Origin of the sequence: Iodobacter violaceini, from assembly GCF_011601265.1 — a bacterium.
Taxonomy (GTDB): Bacteria; Pseudomonadota; Gammaproteobacteria; order Burkholderiales; family Chitinibacteraceae; genus Iodobacter; species Iodobacter violaceini.
Genome location: NZ_JAAOLX010000003.1, coordinates 158,786 through 177,597, shown reverse-complemented (window position 1 = coordinate 177,597; position 18,812 = coordinate 158,786). Strand labels below are relative to the sequence as shown.

17 protein-coding genes are annotated in these 18,812 nt (G+C 50.1%); 7 read left to right on the top strand and 10 right to left on the bottom strand.

The window, feature by feature from the left end; all coding sequences use genetic code 11:
- Nucleotides 1-24: 24 nt before the first annotated feature.
- The 4 genes from HA050_RS06860 to HA050_RS06845 form a co-directional block, all read right to left on the bottom strand.
- Nucleotides 25-870 (bottom strand): 23S rRNA (adenine(2030)-N(6))-methyltransferase RlmJ, encoded by an 846-nt coding sequence (locus HA050_RS06860; protein WP_166823838.1) that lies wholly within the window; start codon nucleotides 868-870, stop codon nucleotides 25-27.
- 48 nt (nucleotides 871-918) lie between these two features.
- Nucleotides 919-2,019, bottom strand: a complete 1,101-nt coding sequence (locus HA050_RS06855; RefSeq protein WP_166823835.1) for a glycosyltransferase — start codon at nucleotides 2,017-2,019, stop codon at nucleotides 919-921.
- Between the two features lie 158 nt (nucleotides 2,020-2,177).
- Nucleotides 2,178-3,197: a glycosyltransferase family 2 protein gene (locus HA050_RS06850; RefSeq protein ID WP_166823832.1), complete on the bottom strand. Its 1,020-nt coding sequence runs from the start codon at nucleotides 3,195-3,197 to the stop codon at nucleotides 2,178-2,180.
- Nucleotides 3,198-3,411: 214 nt separating this feature from the next.
- Nucleotides 3,412-4,725 (bottom strand): oligosaccharide flippase family protein, encoded by a 1,314-nt coding sequence (locus HA050_RS06845; RefSeq protein WP_166823829.1) that lies wholly within the window; start codon nucleotides 4,723-4,725, stop codon nucleotides 3,412-3,414.
- A gap of 28 nt (nucleotides 4,726-4,753) precedes the next feature.
- Here HA050_RS06845 and HA050_RS06840 point away from each other — a divergent pair, with 28 nt between their 5' ends.
- Nucleotides 4,754-6,568 carry a DUF2813 domain-containing protein gene (locus HA050_RS06840; protein WP_166823826.1) on the top strand — a complete coding sequence of 605 codons (1,815 nt, stop codon included), beginning with the start codon at nucleotides 4,754-4,756 and terminating at the stop codon, nucleotides 6,566-6,568.
- A gap of 356 nt (nucleotides 6,569-6,924) precedes the next feature.
- Complete coding sequence (locus tag HA050_RS06835; protein ID WP_166823823.1) at nucleotides 6,925-7,671, top strand: hypothetical protein; 747 nt, start codon at nucleotides 6,925-6,927, stop codon at nucleotides 7,669-7,671.
- A gap of 157 nt (nucleotides 7,672-7,828) precedes the next feature.
- Here HA050_RS06835 and HA050_RS06830 read toward each other — a convergent pair whose 3' ends face one another.
- From HA050_RS06830 to lptF, 4 genes are all read right to left on the bottom strand, one after another.
- Nucleotides 7,829-9,586: an ATP-binding protein gene (locus HA050_RS06830; RefSeq protein WP_166823820.1), complete on the bottom strand. Its 1,758-nt coding sequence runs from the start codon at nucleotides 9,584-9,586 to the stop codon at nucleotides 7,829-7,831.
- Nucleotides 9,587-9,837: 251 nt separating this feature from the next.
- Nucleotides 9,838-10,848: a UDP-glucose 4-epimerase GalE gene (galE, locus tag HA050_RS06825; RefSeq protein WP_166823817.1), complete on the bottom strand. Its 1,011-nt coding sequence runs from the start codon at nucleotides 10,846-10,848 to the stop codon at nucleotides 9,838-9,840.
- A gap of 71 nt (nucleotides 10,849-10,919) precedes the next feature.
- Nucleotides 10,920-11,999, bottom strand: a complete 1,080-nt coding sequence (gene lptG, locus HA050_RS06820; RefSeq protein ID WP_166823815.1) for an LPS export ABC transporter permease LptG — start codon at nucleotides 11,997-11,999, stop codon at nucleotides 10,920-10,922.
- Between the two features lies 1 nt (nucleotide 12,000).
- Nucleotides 12,001-13,059 (bottom strand): LPS export ABC transporter permease LptF, encoded by a 1,059-nt coding sequence (lptF, locus tag HA050_RS06815; RefSeq protein ID WP_277344374.1) that lies wholly within the window; start codon nucleotides 13,057-13,059, stop codon nucleotides 12,001-12,003.
- Nucleotides 13,060-13,142: 83 nt separating this feature from the next.
- Between lptF and HA050_RS06810 the strand changes: the two genes are divergently transcribed.
- From HA050_RS06810 to HA050_RS06795, 4 genes are all read left to right on the top strand, one after another.
- Nucleotides 13,143-14,612 carry a leucyl aminopeptidase gene (locus tag HA050_RS06810; RefSeq protein ID WP_166823809.1) on the top strand — a complete coding sequence of 490 codons (1,470 nt, stop codon included), beginning with the start codon at nucleotides 13,143-13,145 and terminating at the stop codon, nucleotides 14,610-14,612.
- Between the two features lie 114 nt (nucleotides 14,613-14,726).
- Nucleotides 14,727-15,215 (top strand): hypothetical protein, encoded by a 489-nt coding sequence (locus HA050_RS06805; RefSeq protein ID WP_166823806.1) that lies wholly within the window; start codon nucleotides 14,727-14,729, stop codon nucleotides 15,213-15,215.
- Between the two features lie 115 nt (nucleotides 15,216-15,330).
- On the top strand, nucleotides 15,331-15,759 hold the full coding sequence (locus tag HA050_RS06800; RefSeq protein ID WP_166823803.1) for a DNA polymerase III subunit chi: 429 nt from the start codon (nucleotides 15,331-15,333) through the stop codon (nucleotides 15,757-15,759).
- A gap of 5 nt (nucleotides 15,760-15,764) precedes the next feature.
- The gene (locus tag HA050_RS06795) at nucleotides 15,765-16,490 is read left to right on the top strand and encodes a hypothetical protein (protein ID WP_166823800.1); all 726 of its coding nucleotides are present in this window, start codon (nucleotides 15,765-15,767) and stop codon (nucleotides 16,488-16,490) included.
- A gap of 31 nt (nucleotides 16,491-16,521) precedes the next feature.
- Here HA050_RS06795 and HA050_RS06790 read toward each other — a convergent pair whose 3' ends face one another.
- Together HA050_RS06790 and HA050_RS06785 are read right to left on the bottom strand one after the other, a co-directional pair.
- Complete coding sequence (locus tag HA050_RS06790) at nucleotides 16,522-16,950, bottom strand: hypothetical protein (protein WP_166823797.1); 429 nt, start codon at nucleotides 16,948-16,950, stop codon at nucleotides 16,522-16,524.
- Between the two features lie 28 nt (nucleotides 16,951-16,978).
- On the bottom strand, nucleotides 16,979-17,749 hold the full coding sequence (locus HA050_RS06785) for an SDR family oxidoreductase (RefSeq protein ID WP_166823793.1): 771 nt from the start codon (nucleotides 17,747-17,749) through the stop codon (nucleotides 16,979-16,981).
- Nucleotides 17,750-17,877: 128 nt separating this feature from the next.
- On the opposite strand from HA050_RS06785, the gene HA050_RS06780 reads away from it, so the two are divergent.
- Nucleotides 17,878-18,807: a LysR family transcriptional regulator gene (locus tag HA050_RS06780; protein WP_205836331.1), complete on the top strand. Its 930-nt coding sequence runs from the start codon at nucleotides 17,878-17,880 to the stop codon at nucleotides 18,805-18,807.
- Nucleotides 18,808-18,812 lie beyond the last annotated feature (5 nt).

The window sequence follows — 18,812 nt, the reverse complement described above, 5'->3', positions numbered from 1 at the left end:
GCCTGCTTGTTTCAAGCGGCCCAATCAGGCGGTTTTCTCTTCCAAAATATACTTCGCGCCTTTGCCTTGTCCGAGGATTTTGACCAGATAGGGCATGGTTTCTCTGAGTGTTTTAGCCAGAGTCCAAGGCGGGTTTAAGATAAACATTCCACTGCCGTGCATACCAAAGCCATCTGCAGAAGGGCTTTGTACGCTCAGGGCCACATGCAGCCAGCTGTTGACACCCAGTTTTTTTAATTCTTCCGGCAGCTGTTTGGATTCTGCACGTTGCAGCTGCGGATACCAAACGGCATAGGTGCCAGTGGCAAAGCGGCTGAGCGCTTCGTGCAGCATATCGATCACATAATCGTAATCGTTTTTGTCTTCATAAGGCGGATCAATCAGCGTGACACCACGGCGTGGTGGCGGTGGCAGCACGGCTTTAATCCCTGCAAAGCCATCACCTGCAATCACTGCCACACGGCGGCCAGCCTCGGCGAAATTCTCTTTCAGGATTTTGCTGTCTGAGCTGTGCAATTCAAACAGGCGCAGGCGATCGGTCGGGCGCAGCAGCTGGTCGGCCACATAGGGCGAGCCAGGATAAAGCGTCAGCTTGCCATCAGGATTCAGGGCTTTTACTACATCCACATATTCGGCAATGGATTCAGGCAAATCGTCCCTCTCCCACAGGCGGGCGATGCCGCTTTCGAACTCGGCGTTTTTAGTGGCGTAGCCTTCCGTGAGCGAGTAAACCCCTGCGCCAGAATGCGTGTCGATATACCAGTAGGATTTATCTTTCTGATTAAAGTAAGACAAAATCTGCGTTTGAATATAGTGCTTCAGCACATCGGCATGGTTGCCTGCGTGAAAAGCGTGGCGGTAGCTAAGCATAACAATCTCTTTATTAACAAATCAGTAAAAGGGAGGGTGAAACCCACCCTACAGGTCGTTTTTTGGGGTTTTTCTGTCCAAGCAGAGGTTTATCCATTGTTGCAGGATCTGCCCGGATGAATAATGTTTTGCCCGCTGTTTCAGCCATATGGACAACTCAGGGCGGCGTTGTGTGGAAATGAGTTCTGCCAGTGCTTCCCCGCTTGCGGTTTCAACTACAAACTCGCTGCGTCTTTTGCCAAACAGCTCATACACGCCACCAGCATTGGTGGATGCCACGACCACACCCAGCGGCATGGCCTCCAGTACCACCAGCGGGCAGCCTTCAAAGCTGGAGGTCAGCAGCAGCACATCGGCGGCGGCGAGGTAATCACCCACATTGCTTTGGTGCCCTGCGAAGCTGATTTGCTGATCCAGCTGCATCGTTTTACTGGTGTTTTTCAGCCAGTCTTCCAGCGGGCCGTCGCCCACTACGGTAAGTCTGGCAGGGATGCCTTTTTTATTCAGGTACTCTAAAGTTTCCAGCCATAAATGGGGTTGTTTTTCTTCGGCAATGCGGCCTATGAAAAGGAGTTGCAGCGTGCGGCTGGCCATTTTCTCCGGATAAACTTTGGGCTGTTCTTCATCCACAAAATTAGGCAGAACTTGCCAGCCCTCAGTAATCGGCTGCTTTAACCAGCGTGCCAGCGAATCCCTTGCGTGTTCGGATACAAACACCAGTTCATTTAAGCGCCGGTAGATATATTGGCAAGCCCTGCGATGAATCGGGTTCATGGTGGCGAATTGGTCCAGCTCAAACAGCGGCCCGTGCACCCAGCCAATGACCCGCGTTTTTAAACCACGTGTAACGGCGTAGGCCATATACAGCGGCATTAAAAAAGTGGCGGGAATGAGGATATCGGCGTCTTTAATCTGCTGCCTTGCCGCGCGCCAGCCAGCCAGCCAGGTCCATGGTTTTTTGCCCTGCCAGGTGCCGGATAAATCGATCACCCTGGCCTGGCCGGTACGTGCAGCCCACAGATTGCGATTGCCGCCCAGCATCACAATGCTAACGTCCATGCCGCGCGCAATCAGCCCTTCAGACACCAGCGCCACACAACGCTCCACGCCACCCAGGCCCAGATCACGGACAAAAAATACAATTTTCATGACGGCCTCAAAAAAGGTCTGCAGACACAGAGCACACAGAGATAAAAAGCAGCACACAGAGAAAACATAAAACCAGGCTGCGATTTAATTTTTAGGTTTTCTCTGCATGCTTTGTGTTCTCATTTATCTCTGTGTCTACAGACCTTAGGTTCTTAATCCTAGGTTTTTAGTTTCTTAATCAGTTGCCAAGCCGTATCGCCGATCAAGCAGCGGATTTTCTGGCGTTTTAATTTGCCCAGTTCGCTGGCGGGTGGCGGCAGGGCTTTATTTAAGGCCTGTACCTTGCCCAGCAGAAACAGATTAACCCCAGAAGTGCGTTGCAGGGTATCGACCCATACTTCACCCAGCGGGCTGCGGCTTGCTGGCCAAGCCTCTGCCAGTTGCAGATAAAAATCACACATCCAGTCAAATTCAGCACGGCTGAGCTGGCGGGCGGGTTCGGCCAGCTCTACAAAGCGGCCTGCATGTTTTTGCATGGCAGCAGGCAGGGCGAAGCGGGCGTATTTGCTGCGGATAATTTGTGCGGTGGCACGCAGCTGATCCTTCTTACTTTGGGTGATTTGCCCGGCGTGGCAGCGGTAGCTCAGCAGCACTTCCGGTACCGTAGTAAAGGTTGCCCCTGCCTGCGCCAGCTCGCACCACAGCGCGTAATCTTCGGCATGCACCGCGTGTGGTGAATAAGGATGCGCTTTGAGCAGCGCCGTACGGGCAATCACGCTGGGGTGGGCAAAGGCCGGGTTAAACAGCAGCATGGCCTTGATTGCACCATCGGCAGATGGCGTCATCCACTCGCCACTTTTATCGCCAAAAAAACGAATCCAGCTGCCGCATATATCGGCTTGGGTGTCGTTCAGGCGCTGGAGTTGTTTTTCAATTCGCTGCGGATCGCAAATATCATCCGCATCCATGCGGGCAATCCATTCGCCCTGCGCCTGGGCTATTGCTTCGTTAAGCGTAGCAATCAGACCACGATTTTCTCTCGTGATAATAGAGAAGCGGGCATCTTTTGCCGCGTGCGCCTGCAAAATCGCCAGCGTGGCATCAATGGAGCCATCGTCTGTAGCGATACATTCAAAATCAGTAAAACTCTGGGCGCTGATTGAATCCAGCGTTTCTTGTAAATATGCAGCAGAGTTGTAGCAGGGCAAAACAAAGCTGACTTTTGGGGAAGAACTCATTTTTATCTCAATACATTTGATGTGTACATTGGTGGCCTAAGCTCTGGCTGTGGAAGATCCATCATCAGCATAAAACTCAAATCTTGAAACACTGAGGGGCACAAAGAACACGGAGTTTCACGGAGAAAACCTTTATGCTTTTCTCCGTGACCCTCTGTGTTCTCCTTTTCCTTCATGCTTAAAGGTTTGGGTTTTGCTCACGCAGTACTCGTTTTTATTCATTTTTACCAAGATTTAAACCATGCTCAGCATGGATTTTTCGTGCCCGCCACCAAAACGCCAGCACGATGAAGCCCTCTACGGTTAGCACGCTTTGTGCTGCACGCAAGCCGCCATGGGCAGAGCCTGGCACCCACAAGCACAATAAAGCCACATTTAGTAAGCCAGCTGCCACCAGTACACGGCTGAAATAGCGCTCAAAGCCAAATACCAGCAGGGTTTGCTGGCCATAAACCAGGGATAAAGCGCCGAGTAAAATCACGGGGGACAGCCAGACCATCACGTCTTGCGATTGCATGAGCAGGGCAAAAGTAGCTGTGATATTCGAGTCGGGCTTTAAAAACATGACGCTAAGCTGACTAAATAGCGGTAAAAACAGCATCAGCGCCAGCGTCATAACCAGCCCTGCACCACCTTGGATATACAAAGTTTTACGGATTAGCTGCAGGGCGGCAGGCTTGTCGTGCTTTGCTAGCTGGGCAATGCGTGGGTAAGTGGCTTGAAGCAGCGGACCAAGCAAACCTTGGGCGATATAAACCAATTTGCTGGCTGCGGTAAATAAGCCCACCTGTAAAGTTGCTGGGGCTGTAAACAGTCCTAGCAACACGGTGGTGGAATAGGTGTACAGACTTGTGGAAATGGCTGAGATAAAGAATGGCCAGCTGGAGCGTAAGGCATCTTTTAATTCGTGTAGCTCCACCCTTACCCACATCGGCTTGGGCGCTCCCCAGCCGCTAAACCACCAGATTAACCCTGCTAAAATTTGTGGTGCTGCTTGCAAAATAACCGCCAGCGCAACGTCTTGTGGCCCGCTTATCCAGTGCAGTAAAAAGCCCAGCATCACTACCCGTGTAAACACCGATAGTGCCGCACAGGCACGCAGTTTTTCCAGCCCTTGGAAATACCAATAGGGAAACAGCACCGAGCTAACGATATAGAGCTGGCTACATAGAAAAACATTGGCATGCTCTTTCCAGTTACCCAGCGTGTAAGTCAGTACCAGCAGGATCAGGCTGGATGCGATCATCAGCAGCGTTTTAGCCCACGTCACCCGCCAAAAGATGTGGGCCGCTGCTTGTGGATTATCTCGTACCTGCGCCAAATCCCTTACAGCGGACAGATTAAAGCCAAAATCAGTTAGCAAAACACCAAACTGAATAAAGGAAAAAGCCAGATTCATGATCCCAAACCCCTCTAGCCCCAGCTGCAAGGTGAGGAAGGGAAAGGTAAAGAAGGAAACAAAATAATTCAGCCCCTGCACCAAATACAGGGCAAAGATATTGGATTTAAGGCGGGAGTCTGGCGACATGATGCGTTTCTGGATGCGGGGGCAGAGATTGTACCGCAGACGTGTGGGCTTTATGGTGTTCATGCTTGGCAATACGACACTCACAATATTTAAAATCAGCAGGGTAGAACTTGGTGTAGGCTTTCATAAAAGCATCGAGTGGAAGCAGGTAATGCATTTATTACGCTTACAAATCACCAATTTCCGGGGCATCAGCCAGATTGATTTAAGCCTGGAGCGGGAACGCACCGCGCTGTTTGGCGAAAACAACTGGGGCAAGACCAGCCTGATTAGCGCGCTCACCCGCTGCTTAAGCGAGGCGGTGCCGCTGGATGCGCTGTTTACCCATGAAGATTTTCACCGCGTGGCCAATACGCGGGCGACGATTGCGCGGCGTTTAAATATCACGCTTTTTTTCTGTGGTGCAAGCGATGAGCCGCTGCCCGACCCTGCTTTGCAGGATTTAAGCTGGCAGGATGACGAAGGCAGGCCGTGGCTGGCTTTGCGTTTCTCTGCAGAGCGTTATGGCCATGGCGAGGTGCGCAGCCATCGCAGCTTTATTGATGCACAGGGCGCAGAGCGGCAACACGCGGCCAGCGATGAGCTGGCGGTATTGCTGATTCGCCATCATCCCGTGCTGCGTTTTCGCGATATGCAGCTCACCGATTGGTTAGAGCATCCGCGCCTCGCGCAAAAAAACCGCAGTGAAGATCCGCCTCAGCCTGCTTCCGCCGCAGTGCGCGCCGTATTCGAGCGCATCCTTACTCTGCCACATCAGCTGCACCCGCAGGAGCTGACTCAAGGCCTGGATGCCGTAGAGCAGTTTTTGTCAGAGCATGCCGAGCTGCTGCAAGCGCCCGTGCCCCTGCAGCGCCTCGCCAAGCAAATTGCCAGCACGCCATTTAATTTACGTGATGACGACAGCCTGCTGGATATTGCCGGGCGGGCCGGATCAAGCCAGCGGCGGGTAGCATTATTGATGCTGTTGGGGGCCTTGATTAATGCCCGTGGTGATTTGCCCTTACAGCAGGGGGCGCATCCGATTTTATTGATGGAAGACCCGGAAACGCATTTACACCCGATTCAGCTGGCAATGATGTGGGGGCTGATCGAGCAATTGCCGCTGCAAAAACTGATTACCACCAATCATGGCGATTTGCTGGCCAGTTTTCCCCATCAGGCCTTACGCCGTCTGGTGCGCCGGCATCAGCATGTGCACGTATATCAGGTGGGGGAGCAGGCTTTATCGGCCAGCGACGCGCGTAAGGTGGCGTTTCATATCCGTGCCAATCGCGCCAGCAGCATGTTTGCCCGGGTCTGGTTGTTGGTGGAAGGGGAAACCGAATTCTGGCTGATGCCGGAGCTGGCGCGGATTTACGGCGTTAATTTCCCGGTTGAAGGCATACGTTGTGTGGAATTTGCCCAAGCGGGTTTAACCCCGCTGATTAAATTTGCCGATCGCTTAGGGATAGTCTGGCATTTGATTGCAGATGGGGATGAGGCAGGGCAGCGTTATATTGCCAAGGCCAGAAGCCTGCTGAATGACCGGCCCGATGCCCTGCATATCACCGCACTGGCCAGCCGTGATATTGAGCATTATTTATGGGATAACGGCTTTGCCGATACTTACCGCAACGCCGCCAAACCCCGCGGCCCGCTGAATCACTGGCACCAGGCTGCAATGGACGCCGCACCGCCGCGCCCGGATGAAGAAATTATTCAGCGTGCGCTGCGCTTTCATTCCAAGCCAGGTATGGCACTGGAAATTGCTGAAGCAGCGGAAATTGCTGGGGCAGAAGCCATCCCGCAAGAGCTGCAGCAAATGTTTGATACTTTGCAGCAGTTGGCGAGCTATAGCGAATAAGGCTTAGTGGAGGTTTGGTTTTTAAACCTAAGTTTTGAAACAGGGAATGGCAGAGGTGCGGAAAAAATATTTGGATTGTGCCAAAGCCGCGGATTACTTTTTTTATATTGGCAATCGTCTTGAAAACAGTTGGATTTTGAGTTTTCCCAATTTTTATACATTTATTTACAAATTGATGACAAATTAATATTGACCGGTGTTTGTTAGCGTAATAACTTAGCAAGGATTGCTAAGGGTGATTGTTTTTTATAATTTAATTCTCTACATATCTTCATGATTTAGTAACAGATCTCATTTTTAAATTATGGCTTTTTATGTGCCATGGCCTTTATGCGGATTTTATATGGGAAATATCAATGAATATATTTTTAAAAATAATAATCGCTATATCGACACTATTATTATCTTCGGCTCTTTCTGCCTCAGAAACTGCCTCTGAGACGGAAGCCATTAAGCTGGATGCGGTGACGACAAGTGGAATAAAAGACGCCGATTGGAAGCCCTATGCCAGCATGCTGAAGGGAATGGATGCTTATGAAAAATTTAAATATCATGCGCCCACTGCGCCGTTAAAATTTATTATCAGGCCAGAAAACGGCAGGGCCCTTATTCCCGGGCTGGCTTTGCGGATTGAGGATGAGGGTAATTCAATCGCCGTGCCTATTGCTGAAGATGGTACTTTTGTCTTACCTAGAGACCAGGAATTAGCCGATAAAAAAGCAGAAATGGTACTGAATAAGCCTAAAGGTTATCAATGGACTGCACGCATTTTTAGTTCTAATTTGCCGGCTAATTCATGGCGTTTAGGCGATATGCGCTTGCAATGTGAGGTAATGATAGCGATTAATAAAGATGGATTACCATTTTATCAGCGGGCTGCTTTGCTGGCGATTAATCCTTGTCATTCCAGTGTAGTTAATTTTACCCGCGACTTACCACCTAAGGCTAATGAAATTATCGCCATCTATTCTGGAAAACGTGAAAAGGTGGAGCTATATGAAACAGATGGAAAACTAAGTTTTAGAATTCCTTTTGATGAGGAAAGATTTCCAGACGATACTTTATTTGAAGTTCAATATCCGGATCAAACGGCTATTAAATAAAGTATTTTATAAATTTATACAGGGCGGGGAAAACCTAATTTTATCAGCTTAAGATTAAAAATAGCCAAGGCCTGGTTTTGTATAGGGTGTGCAAGTCGTTTTTCTTGCGCACCGCTCTCTGTGTTCCAAAACTGGTCGTTGTACACCCTATAAAAGCCTACATGGCCTCTATTAACTCCGCTAATGCTTGTTTTAATAAAGCAGGCCGCAATGGTTTCGTTAAAAATAAATCCATCCCTGCATTAATACACAATTGTTTGTCTTCTTCTAAAGCATTTGCGGTGAGTGCCATAATAGGCAGGCGTTTGCCTGCAGGGTTGGCCTGTTCCTGGGCGCGGATAAAGCGGGTGGCTTCTAAGCCATCCATTTCCGGCATTTGCATATCCATTAAAACCAGATCTACTTGCTCTTTGGCAAGAAAGTCTAAAGCCAACTGGCCATTTTCTGCACTAAATACGGTATGTCCGTCATTTTCTAATAAGCGTGTTGCCACCAGCCGATTGGTCGGATTATCTTCTGCCAGTAATACACGCAATTTACGTGGCTGTGTTTGTGTATCAGTAGCTTGTGTATTAGCGTCAGGCATAATGCCTTGAGGAAGCGTCAGTGAAAACTTAAATTGTGAGCCAATACGTTGTTCACTATGGGCGATTAATTCCCCGCCCATGGCCTTCACTAAACGGCGTGCAATAGTCAGGCCCAGCCCTGTGCCCGTGTATTCCCGTGTAGAAGAGCCATCGGCTTGCACAAAAGCTTCAAATATATGGGGTAAGCGGTCTGCTGAAATACCGATTCCGCTGTCAATAACGGTGAAATCTATATGGTAATCAGATTGCTGTAATTGTGCTTTTACATGTAAAACCACTTGCCCGTGGTTGGTAAATTTAATGGCATTCCCAAGTAAATTGACTAATACCTGCCGCAGGCGTAAGCCATCCCCCAAGATCACAATATCGGGGTCTCCCTGGTAATCCAGTGTTAGTTTTAAACCTTTATTGCTGGCAGCCAGTTTGAACATTTGCTGCGTTTCTTGAAGCAGCACAGATAAATCAATTGGCCTTTTATGAATGGTGAGGCAATTGGCCTCCATTTTGGATAAGTCGAGCACGTCATTCACCAGCTCTAATAGTAAATCGGCTGAATTACAAATGACGCCTACGGTTTCTTTTTGCAGGGGGGACAGCGGGCTTTGTTCTAATAAGTGCGCCATACCTAAAATGCCATTCATGGGGGTGCGAATTTCGTGGCTTACATTGGCAATAAATTCGCTTTTTGCCCGATTGGCAAGCTCGGCATCATTTCTGGCTTTGGCTAAGTCTTCGGCCAGGCGTGTCTGATCTAATTCTAAAATAAGGCTTTCAACAATCGTATCGTGATAAGAGCGTGCGCTTTTCATCAGCGTGAATAAAAAGAATAAGCTCATTCCACCCAAGGTTAAATCCATTTGCGTAGGTTGCACACAGGCGTTAATGATAATGGGCAGCATCATCAGGCCTGCATAAATACGCATCGCAGGAATCATAGGGCCTAAGATGGGCAGGGAGCCCACGACTAAGCCTGAGAAAACAAAGGCGGTAAACATATTCAGTAAGATACTGCTGGTGAGCATGAAATAAATGCCACCAGAACACCAAATTACGCCTGTTGCAGCAACGCCCAGCAAGTGCACTTTGCGCCAATAAGTAAAATGGTGAGCTGCTGGGGTTTGCTGATATTTTTTAAAAATAGTGAGGCGATAAAGCGCAAGGCTGCAGCTTAGTACCAGCCAGCCCGATAAAATAAAAAGAGAGTGGTCGTTCCGGTGTGCAATAAATAATATGCAGGCCGCAATCATGCCGATAATTTGCCCGCTGTGAGCATTGCGGTAGCTAAGTGCTGTGGTTCGTTGCAATACGGCAGGATCGTTAATTTGCATGGATGCAGGCTTTAAAAGCGTTTTTGGGCCATCGTGTTTTACCGGCTACAGGCAGGTAACGATGCAATTTGTATCATTTTATGCTTAATTTAACACACGCATTAAATTACACAAGTTTTAAGCGTTTGCTGGGGCATGGCTGTCGCAGTTGCTGGCGGCCTCTTGGTTTGAATAAAACAAAGGCGCATAAAAATGCGCCTTTGTTTTATTTTGCAGAAAATTTTCCTGCCGTAATTTTCTGGCCCGGCTGTTTAATTAAATCCATTCGGGTTTTGGCTCTGCCATTTCCAGCTGTCCTGGCACATATCATCCAGGGTTTTTTCCGCTTTCCAGCCCAGTACGGCCAGTGCCGAAGCAGGGTTGGCGTAGCAGGCGGCGATATCCCCGGCCCGGCGCGGCACAATTTGATAGGGCACGGCTTTGCCTGAGGCTTTTTCAAAGGCTTTAACCATATCCAGTACAGAATAACCTGCGCCTGTGCCCAGGTTTACGGTGACTAAACCTGGCGCTGTTGCCAGCTTTTGCAGGGCTTTGACATGGCCCCGGGCCAGGTCAACTACGTGGATATAATCGCGCACGCCAGTGCCATCGGGCGTTGGGTAGTCGTTGCCAAACACGGATAGTTTTTCGCGTTTACCTACGGCGACCTGGGCTACAAAAGGCATGAGGTTGTTTGGAATACCCTGCGGGTCTTCACCGATCAGGCCAGAAATATGCGCGCCAACCGGGTTGAAATAACGCAGCAGGGCAAAATTCCAGCTGGTGTCCGCCCTGAAAATATCACGGACGATATCTTCAACCATCAGCTTGGAGCGGCCATAAGGATTGGTGGCTGACAGCGGGAAATCTTCGGTAATCGGCACAGCATGCGGGTCGCCATAAACGGTGGCGCTGGAAGAGAATACCAGGTTTTTAACGCCTGCATCCTGCATGGCTTCAAGCAGGCGCTGGGTGCCAACCACATTGTTGTCGTAATACATCAGTGGTTTTTCAACCGATTCGCCCACCGCTTTCAGGCCTGCAAAGTGGATGACGGCGCTAAAGTCATAGCGTTGAAACAGGGCTTTTAATGCAGCAGCATCACGCACATCGCCTTCCACATATTCGGCAGCTTGCCCGGTAATGGTGGCGATGCGGTTCAGGACTTCTGGCTTGGCATTGTAAAAATTATCAAAAATAACCGGTTTAAAGCCAGCTGCAAGCAATTCGATATAGGTGTGCGAGCCAATATAGCCCGCTCCGCCAGTCAGTAAAACATGCATGGAAAACTCCTGTTGATGTGCTGGTGCTTGCTATGAATCATGGGCAAGCACCCTTACAAATTGACTATTTCTTAGCGCCGTTCCTGCCGCCACAGCATAAAAGCCGCTGCAGACAGGAAAAGCAGGGTAGGGATAGAAACAACAATCGGCGGCGGCCAGTTATACAGATCGCCTAAATACACCACAATCTGATTGGCAAAGTGAAAGATCAGACCACAGGCGATGCCGATAAAAACACGTACACCCGCATTGCCGCTGCGGCGCTGGCTTTGGGCAAAGGGCAGGGCGATCAATACCATGGATAAACAGGCCAGCGGGTAAAATAATTTGCCCCACAGTGCAAGCTCGTAGCGTGATGTTTTTTGTTTATTGCGTTTTAAGTGATCGATATAGCTGAGCAAAGAAGTAGCAGACATCTGCGCAGGCTCTACCAGCAGCACGGCCAGCATGGCGGGGGAAATGGAGGTCTGCCAGTTAAATACAGCGGGTTTACTCAGTGCAATACCAGCGTGTTCGGGCAAAAACTGCGTCACCGTGGCTTTTTGCAGTGTCCAGTTGCCCTTGCTTTGAAAGCGGCCGTTATGTCCTTCGATCACTCTTTCCAGTGTCAGTGTTTTGCCAAACTCGTAAATGCGCGCATGCACAACGGTTAAGTCGGGCAGCATTTCGGCGATATTTACAATTTGCTTACCGTCTTTAATCCAGACGCCGGATCGAAAGTCACCCACAAGCATCGATTGCGTAGCGGCCAGCCGGTGCTGATTGGCCATGCGTTTACCCGCAGGTGCAATGTACTCGCCCAGCAGCAGGGTGATTGCGCCGTAAAATGCGCCAATCAGGCAAAGCCAGAGTAAAAGCCGTTTGAGCGATACGCCGGATGCGCGGATCACAGTCAGCTCGGATGAGCCGGATAAATGCGAAAGGCCAAAAATGCCACCTATCAGTACGGCAATGGGCAACAGCTCATAAGCATTAGCGGGTGCGCGCAGTGCCACAAAAATCAGTGCATCACTGAGGCGATAGCCGCCAACGCCCAGATCGGTCAGCTCGGCAATCAAATCAAAAAAGGTATAAAGACCCAGAAGGCCAATCAGGGCAAATAAAATAAACAGCGAGAGTTCGCGCATTAAATAGCGAGATAAGAGACTCATTTCAACTTCCCCGCAACTTGCCGCGCCAGGCAAACAGCCCCAGCGTAATCAACAGCGCTGCCGCATGCAGCGGCCACATCCCCAGCATAAGCGGGATTTTTCCATCGCTAAGCCAGGCCTGTGCAATATTGATGCAGTTGTAATAAAAGAAATAGGCAAAAACGGCGACCAATAAATTAGATGCGCGCCCGCCCCGTGGGTTAAAAAACGCCAGCGGAATCGCCGCGAGGCTAAGAATTAAGGCCGATACGGGGATCGCCAGCCGCCAGGCTAATTCTGCCTGGTGCTCTGGCAGCTTGCTGTTCCAGAGCGCCATCGTGCTGGTGGCCTGAGTAGACGGGCTGGAACGCGGGCTTTCACCTGCTTCGATACGCAGCCGTGCATTTTCAAATTCCAGTGTTTCATAAGCCGCAGTGCCGGGCAGGCCTTCATAGGATTTGCCTTTGGCGAGCCACAGCCAGCGGGAGCCATCACTATCCAGATAGAGGCCGCCTTTTTCTGCCAGAATCACGGTTAATTTTTCGTCGCGGCGCAATTGCACAAAGACATTATTGCCATTGCCGCCGGTGAAGTTTTCAACAAAATAAACGCGGTCTGCTGCGGGCGATTCTCTGAATACGCCGGGCGCTACCTGAGTGACTTCCTGGCGGGAAAGTGATTTTTCTTTGTACTCCTGGCCTTTTTCTAAGGCCCAGGGAGAGAGCACGGTAGATAACAGCGCAATAAGAATCACTACAGGTATGGTAAATTCGAGGACAGGCCGGATAAAGCTGAGGATAGAGCGGCCGCTGACAAACCAAATCACCATTTCATGGTCTTTCCAAAGCCGGGTCAGCACGGCCAGAATGGCAAAGAACAACATCAGTGATAAAAGGATGGGCAGATAGCGCACGGCAGCAAAGCCCATCATGGCCCAGACCGCAGAACTGGCGAGAGCACCAATGGCGGCCTGGCCGAGCAGGCGTACAATTTGCGTTGTCATGATTAACATGAGCAACACGAAGAAGGCCCCAAGGGCGACCCAGGACATTTCTTGAATTAGGCTTTTACGAAACAACATGGGCGTTTTTGACTTTGCGGGGGTACTAGGAAATAATCGAGCGAAATTTTCGCGGCCTTTAAACTTAGCAATAGGAAGCAATAATGGAATTTAGCATAAATCTATCTGTCCCCGAAAAAACAGCAGCGGATTGTCTGGTGCTGCCGGTATTTGGTACACAACTTTCTGCACTTGCAGCAGGTCTGGACAAAGACGGTTGGTTGGCAGAAACCTGCAATGAATTGGGCGATAGCGTTGGCTCCACTTTATATATTCCCTTGCCAGGCCGCCGTGTTTTATTAGTACAACTTGGCGACGAGCAAAAGCTTGATGCGGATGCGTTCCGCAAGGCAGCGCTTGCTGCTGCTAAAGCTTTAGTGGCTGGTAAATCCACTTCTGCAGATATTTTCCTGGCAATTGCCGCTGCCAAAGCACTGGGTCTGAAAGATGCGGCCGCTATTATCGCTCAAGCGCTGGTTTTTGAAAGCTACCGTTTTGTGCAGTTTAAATCTGAGCCTGAAGCGGCTCCGGTTTTAACTGCTGTAAATATTGCCGTAAGCAAAAAATCCGAAGTAGAAAAAGCCGGGAATGGCCTGCAAGCCGGTGTTGCTCTGGGCCACGGTATGAATTTAACCCGTGATTTAGGCAATCTGCCAGGCAATATTTGTACGCCTACCTACTTGGCTAATGCCGCGCACCTGTTGGCTGCCAGCTACAAAATGAAATGCACCGTGCTGGAAAAACCAGAAATGGAAGCGCTCGGCATGGGCTCATTCCTTTCTGTGGCCCAGGGCAGCATCGAGCCGCCTAAGCTGATTTGCCTGGAATACCAAGGCGGTAAAAAATCAGAGAAGCCAGTGGTGCTGGTGGGTAAAGGGATTACCTTTGATTCGGGTGGTATCTCGCTCAAGCCCGGCCCAGAAATGGACGAAATGAAGTTTGATATGTGCGGTGCTGCTACGGTAATGGGCGTGATTCGCGCCATCGCCGAGCAAGGCCTGCCGATCAATGTGGTTGGCGTGATCCCGACTTGCGAAAACATGCCTTCCAGCAATGCAGTTAAGCCGGGCGACATCGTGACTTCGATGAGCGGGCAGACGATTGAAATTCTGAATACTGATGCCGAAGGCCGCTTGATTCTGTGCGATGCGCTGACTTACGTCGCACGCTACGAGCCAGAGCTGGTGATTGATATCGCCACACTGACCGGCGCCATTATTATTGGTCTGGGCCATGTGGCCAGTGGTTTATTCACCACTAATGATCAGCTGGCCGATGATTTGATTAAAGCTTCCCGTGAAACGGGTGACAAAACATGGCGCATGCCGCTGTGGGATGATTACCAGGAGCAGCTGAAATCTAACTTTGCGGATATGGCCAATATCGGTGGCCGTGCTGCTGGCTCGATCACCGCCGCTGCTTTCCTTAGCCGCTTTACTAAGGAATATACATGGGCTCACCTGGATATCGCCGGTGTGGCGCATAAGTCTGGCGCGGCAAAAGGCGCAACAGGCCGTCCTGTGCCATTGCTGGTTGAGTTTTTAACTCAGCGTGCTGCAGCAAAAAAGAAATAATTCAGTTTGTTGTTTAACAGCCCGCTCAGAAGGATTTACTTCTGAGCGGGCTGTTGATTTATCGAATCTATCTTTTGTTCTGTCCAATGATGATTGTCTTCCGGGAATTCACCGATGAATATGCCGCTTAAGTGGAGCGCTGTATTGGCCTTCTGCGTGATGTCTTTTTCTGCCCGGGCAGAGCCTGCTGCTGCAATAGCCGCTCAGTTTCCCACTTATGCGCTGATTGGAAAATGTTCTGGCGATGATATGGGCATCAGGGGTGAATCGGCTTTTGCTATTCGTGATAAGAAAGCCAGATTGATTCGTGTTATCTGGCTGGATGGGAAGGATAAAATTCAGCTATTAGAAACCATGCAGGCAAAAGATTTTTATAATCGCGATGAGTTTGATGTGACGCGTTTTGAGCTTAATTGCTATGGGCCCAAAAAAGCGCAGGAAATAAAAAAGACTGCGATGACATCCGAAGGCATTTCGGCTGCTTTTAAGTTTCCTAAAGGCAGCGGCATTCTTTGTTACTTTGGGCCTTTACTTACTTCAAATTGCTGGTACTTTGACAAAAGAAAAGGTGCTCTTGCACAGGCAGGCGGCTGGTCTCTTTAAAATAAGTTAAAAATGAGTTGTTATACTTACTTGTAATGGCTGATCGCAACGATATTTCTTAGCATTTAAATTAATCCTCCGGGATTAAATACAAAACACGGTTTACTTAAGCTTAATGACTGAAATTTCTTTCTACTTCAATGTACCTAATCGTGAGCACGCACTTTGCCAGCTGGTAAGCAAAGCACTGGCCAAGCGTTTAAGTATCAATATCCTCGCAGACAGCCAGGCTGCTGCTGCTGCGCTGGATGGCTTGCTGTGGGAAGTACCGCAGACGGGGTTTTTACCTCATTGTGCTGCAGATGATGCCATTGTGGCAGACACCCCGATTGTGCTGGATTACCGCCCCGAGCTTTTGCCTGCCCGGCAGCTGCTTTTTAACTGGACCAATGGCCTGCCTCCAGGTTTTGAGCGCTATCAGCGGGTTGTTGAAGTGGTGCCGATTGATGAAGAGGCGCGCAACCTGGCGCGCGGGCGCTGGAAGGCCTATGTGGCTCAGGGCTTTAAACCTACTTCTTTCGATATGATGGATAGGGCAGGATGAGCCGCGTGTCTGAATCAAGCCCCTTATTTGATAAAATGGATGCCTTACTGGCGCGTCATCGTGGTGGCGCTGCGGCGGCTGAGGCTATTCCTGTATTGCTGGACGAGGCTGACGATATCCCGGTGCTGACCGAGGCCGTGAACGAAGTGGCTGTTTTTGACGATATTTTAATGTTTCCCCCCGAAGAATTTTTTGCGGCAGAGGAGATCGTTGAAGACGAAGAAGTGCAGATTTTTGAGCCCGAGCCTGTGGCAGCTCCTGTAGTGGAGTTTTTAGATCTGCCGCTGCTTGATTTAAATGCCTTATCGCAGGCCAACCCATGGGGCAGTGGCTGGGAAGTATCGCCTGTGGATCTGCCGGTTGCAGAAGAAATCCCTGAGGCAGAGAGCTTGTCTTCTATCCGGCTGGTGAGTGTTGCTGATGAGGCGGAGTGGGAAGACGAGCCACTTTTTGATGAGATTGAGTCAGAGCTGGCGCCAGCAGAGCCTGAAGCACTTGGGCTCAGTGATAAGGTCATTGCCGAATTAAGTGCAACGGTTGCAGCGCAGCTGGGCGTTGAAATTGCCACTGAGGTAGAGCAGCTTACCCGCCAGCATTTTGCCAGCCTGATGAGTACATTTTACGAAGATACGCTGCGCCGCTTAATGAGCGATATGACCATCGAAATTGAGCAAAAACTTTTGCCGCGTGTGGAAGAGCTGGTGAAAGAAGAGCTGCGTAAGCATGGTTAGAATTAAATGGCGGGTGTATTCCGCCATTTAATCAGCCGCCGCGCTGTTTAATTTGCCCCACATCCAGCCTGATAATCTGGTTATTTTCAATTTTAAAGTGCATATAGGTATTGAATTCCCCCCAGCGATCGGTGTGGAAATAGCCGTAAACACTCGTGCCTTTATTTTCTTCTTTATCAATGCGCTTAAAGTAGCCGCGGGATTTTCCCAGCACAATATAAGCACGCAGGCGGCCAAAGATTTCACTGTCTGACCATTGAATAAAATCTCTTTCTTTACCATCGTCGCTGATTACTGCCTTGGCTGAAAAGACCTTCATCCATGTGTCCCGGTCGTTATCCTGCATGGCTTTTACCGCTGTTTTGACCAGTGGGTTGCTGAGCTTATCCAGCCCTTCGGTCTGTGCCTGCACCACAGGGATACCCAGAGTGCTGATAAGCAAAAGTGTAATGAGTTGCATATGAGTATCCCTTTGGTGATGTGATGGTTTAGCGGGTAGTAAAGCCGCCATTTGCAAAAATGGTCTGCCCGTTTACCCACCAGCCTTCGGTGACGAGAAATTTAATCAAAGGCACGATGTCTTCGATTTCAGTTAAGCCTGATTGATTAAAGGCGCTTAAATCAGCTGATGCTTTTAAGTAAGCCACGGCTTCGGGTGTTTCCTGGGCATAAAAGAAAGGCGTATCCATGGGGCCAGGGCCGACTGCGGTGACAGAAATTCCACGAGCGCCAAATTCTTTGGCAGCAGCGCGGGTAAAGTGCTCAACGGCGGCCTTGGTGCCCGCATAGGTTGAGTAATAACCGGTATAGGCGGCCAGCAGTGAAGTGACAATGGTGCAGATTTTGCCGTTATCGTTTAAATGCCTGCCTGCTTCGCGGATAAAGAAAAACGCGGCTTTGCTGTTGATATGACTCATCTCGTCGAATTCTTCTTCGCTGACATCCACAATCGCCTTTTTGAGCACTTTGCCGACGGTATTGATGGCAATATCCACGCCGCCAAAGCGTTTTACGGCTTCATCAAACAGAGCCACGCAGTTGGCCGCCTTGCTTAAGTCGCCCTGAATGGCAAACGCTTTACCGCCCATGGCTTCAATTGCCGCCACGGTTTCTGCTGCCGCCGCTGCGGTGGCATCGCTGTTGTAGTGAACTACAATCGATGCACCTTCCGCGGCCAGGGTACGGCTGATCAGCCCGCCCAGATTTTTTGCGCCACCGCCGATAACAACGACTTTTCCTGCCAGTGTGTGTTTGGACATTTCTGCATTCCTTTGAATAAAGAGAGCGGGCTGAAATCAGCGCTCAGAAGAAGTGAATGCAGTATGCTGCGCGGCCTTATGGGGATAAATACGGCTAAAATGAAAACACTATTTTGTCTGGCAAAACAATGGGAGAGCTTGTGGATTTAATTCAGGCCATGCGTCTTTTTGTGCAAATCAGTGACAGCGGCAGTTTTACCCGCGCCGCAGAGCTGATGCAGTTGTCCCGTCCGGTGGCTTCAACCACTTTGCAGCAGCTGGAAAGCCATTTAGGTACACGATTACTCAGCAGAACCACCCGCCATTTAGAGCTGACCGGTGACGGGCGCAGCTACTATGCGCATTGCCAGCGCCTGCTTGCTGATCTGGATAAAACGGCACAATTGTTTCGTGAATCCGGCCTGCAGGGCGTATTGCGGATCGATGTGCCAACCCGCATGGCCCGCAGCCTGATTGCGCCCCATTTGCCCGCGTTTTTTCAGCGTTACCCTGATATCCATATCGAAATGGGCATGAGTGATCATGTGATTGATTTGTTGCGTGAAGGGGTGGATTGCGTACTGAGGGTAGGGGCATTGCAGGAGGAGCGCTTGGTTTCTAAGCGTTTGGGTTTATTGCCGCAGGGCAATTACGCCAGCCCTGCTTATATCCGGCAATGGGGCATGCCAGAGTCCCTGGATGAACTGGACAAGCACCATATGGTGGGCTACTGCCGGTCTTTATCCGGGCAATCAGCCTGTTGGGAATACACGGAAAACGGGGAAGACCGCAGCCTTGTGATGCTTAGCCAAATCACGGTAAACAATGCCGAAAGCTATCTTGCTTGCGGTCTGGCGGGGCTGGGCTTGATTCAGGTGCCCGCTTATGATGCGGCGCACTATCTTGCCAGCGGAGAGCTGGTTGAAGTCCTGCCACAATATCAGGCTGCTGCACTGCCGGTATCGGTGCTTTATCCCTATCAGCGGCACAGCTCGCAGCGCGTGCAGGTATTTGTAGCGTGGATGTCGGGCATATTGGCAGGTGAATTAGCCGCAGGGTGTTTTATTCCCGCTGTTTAATGGCG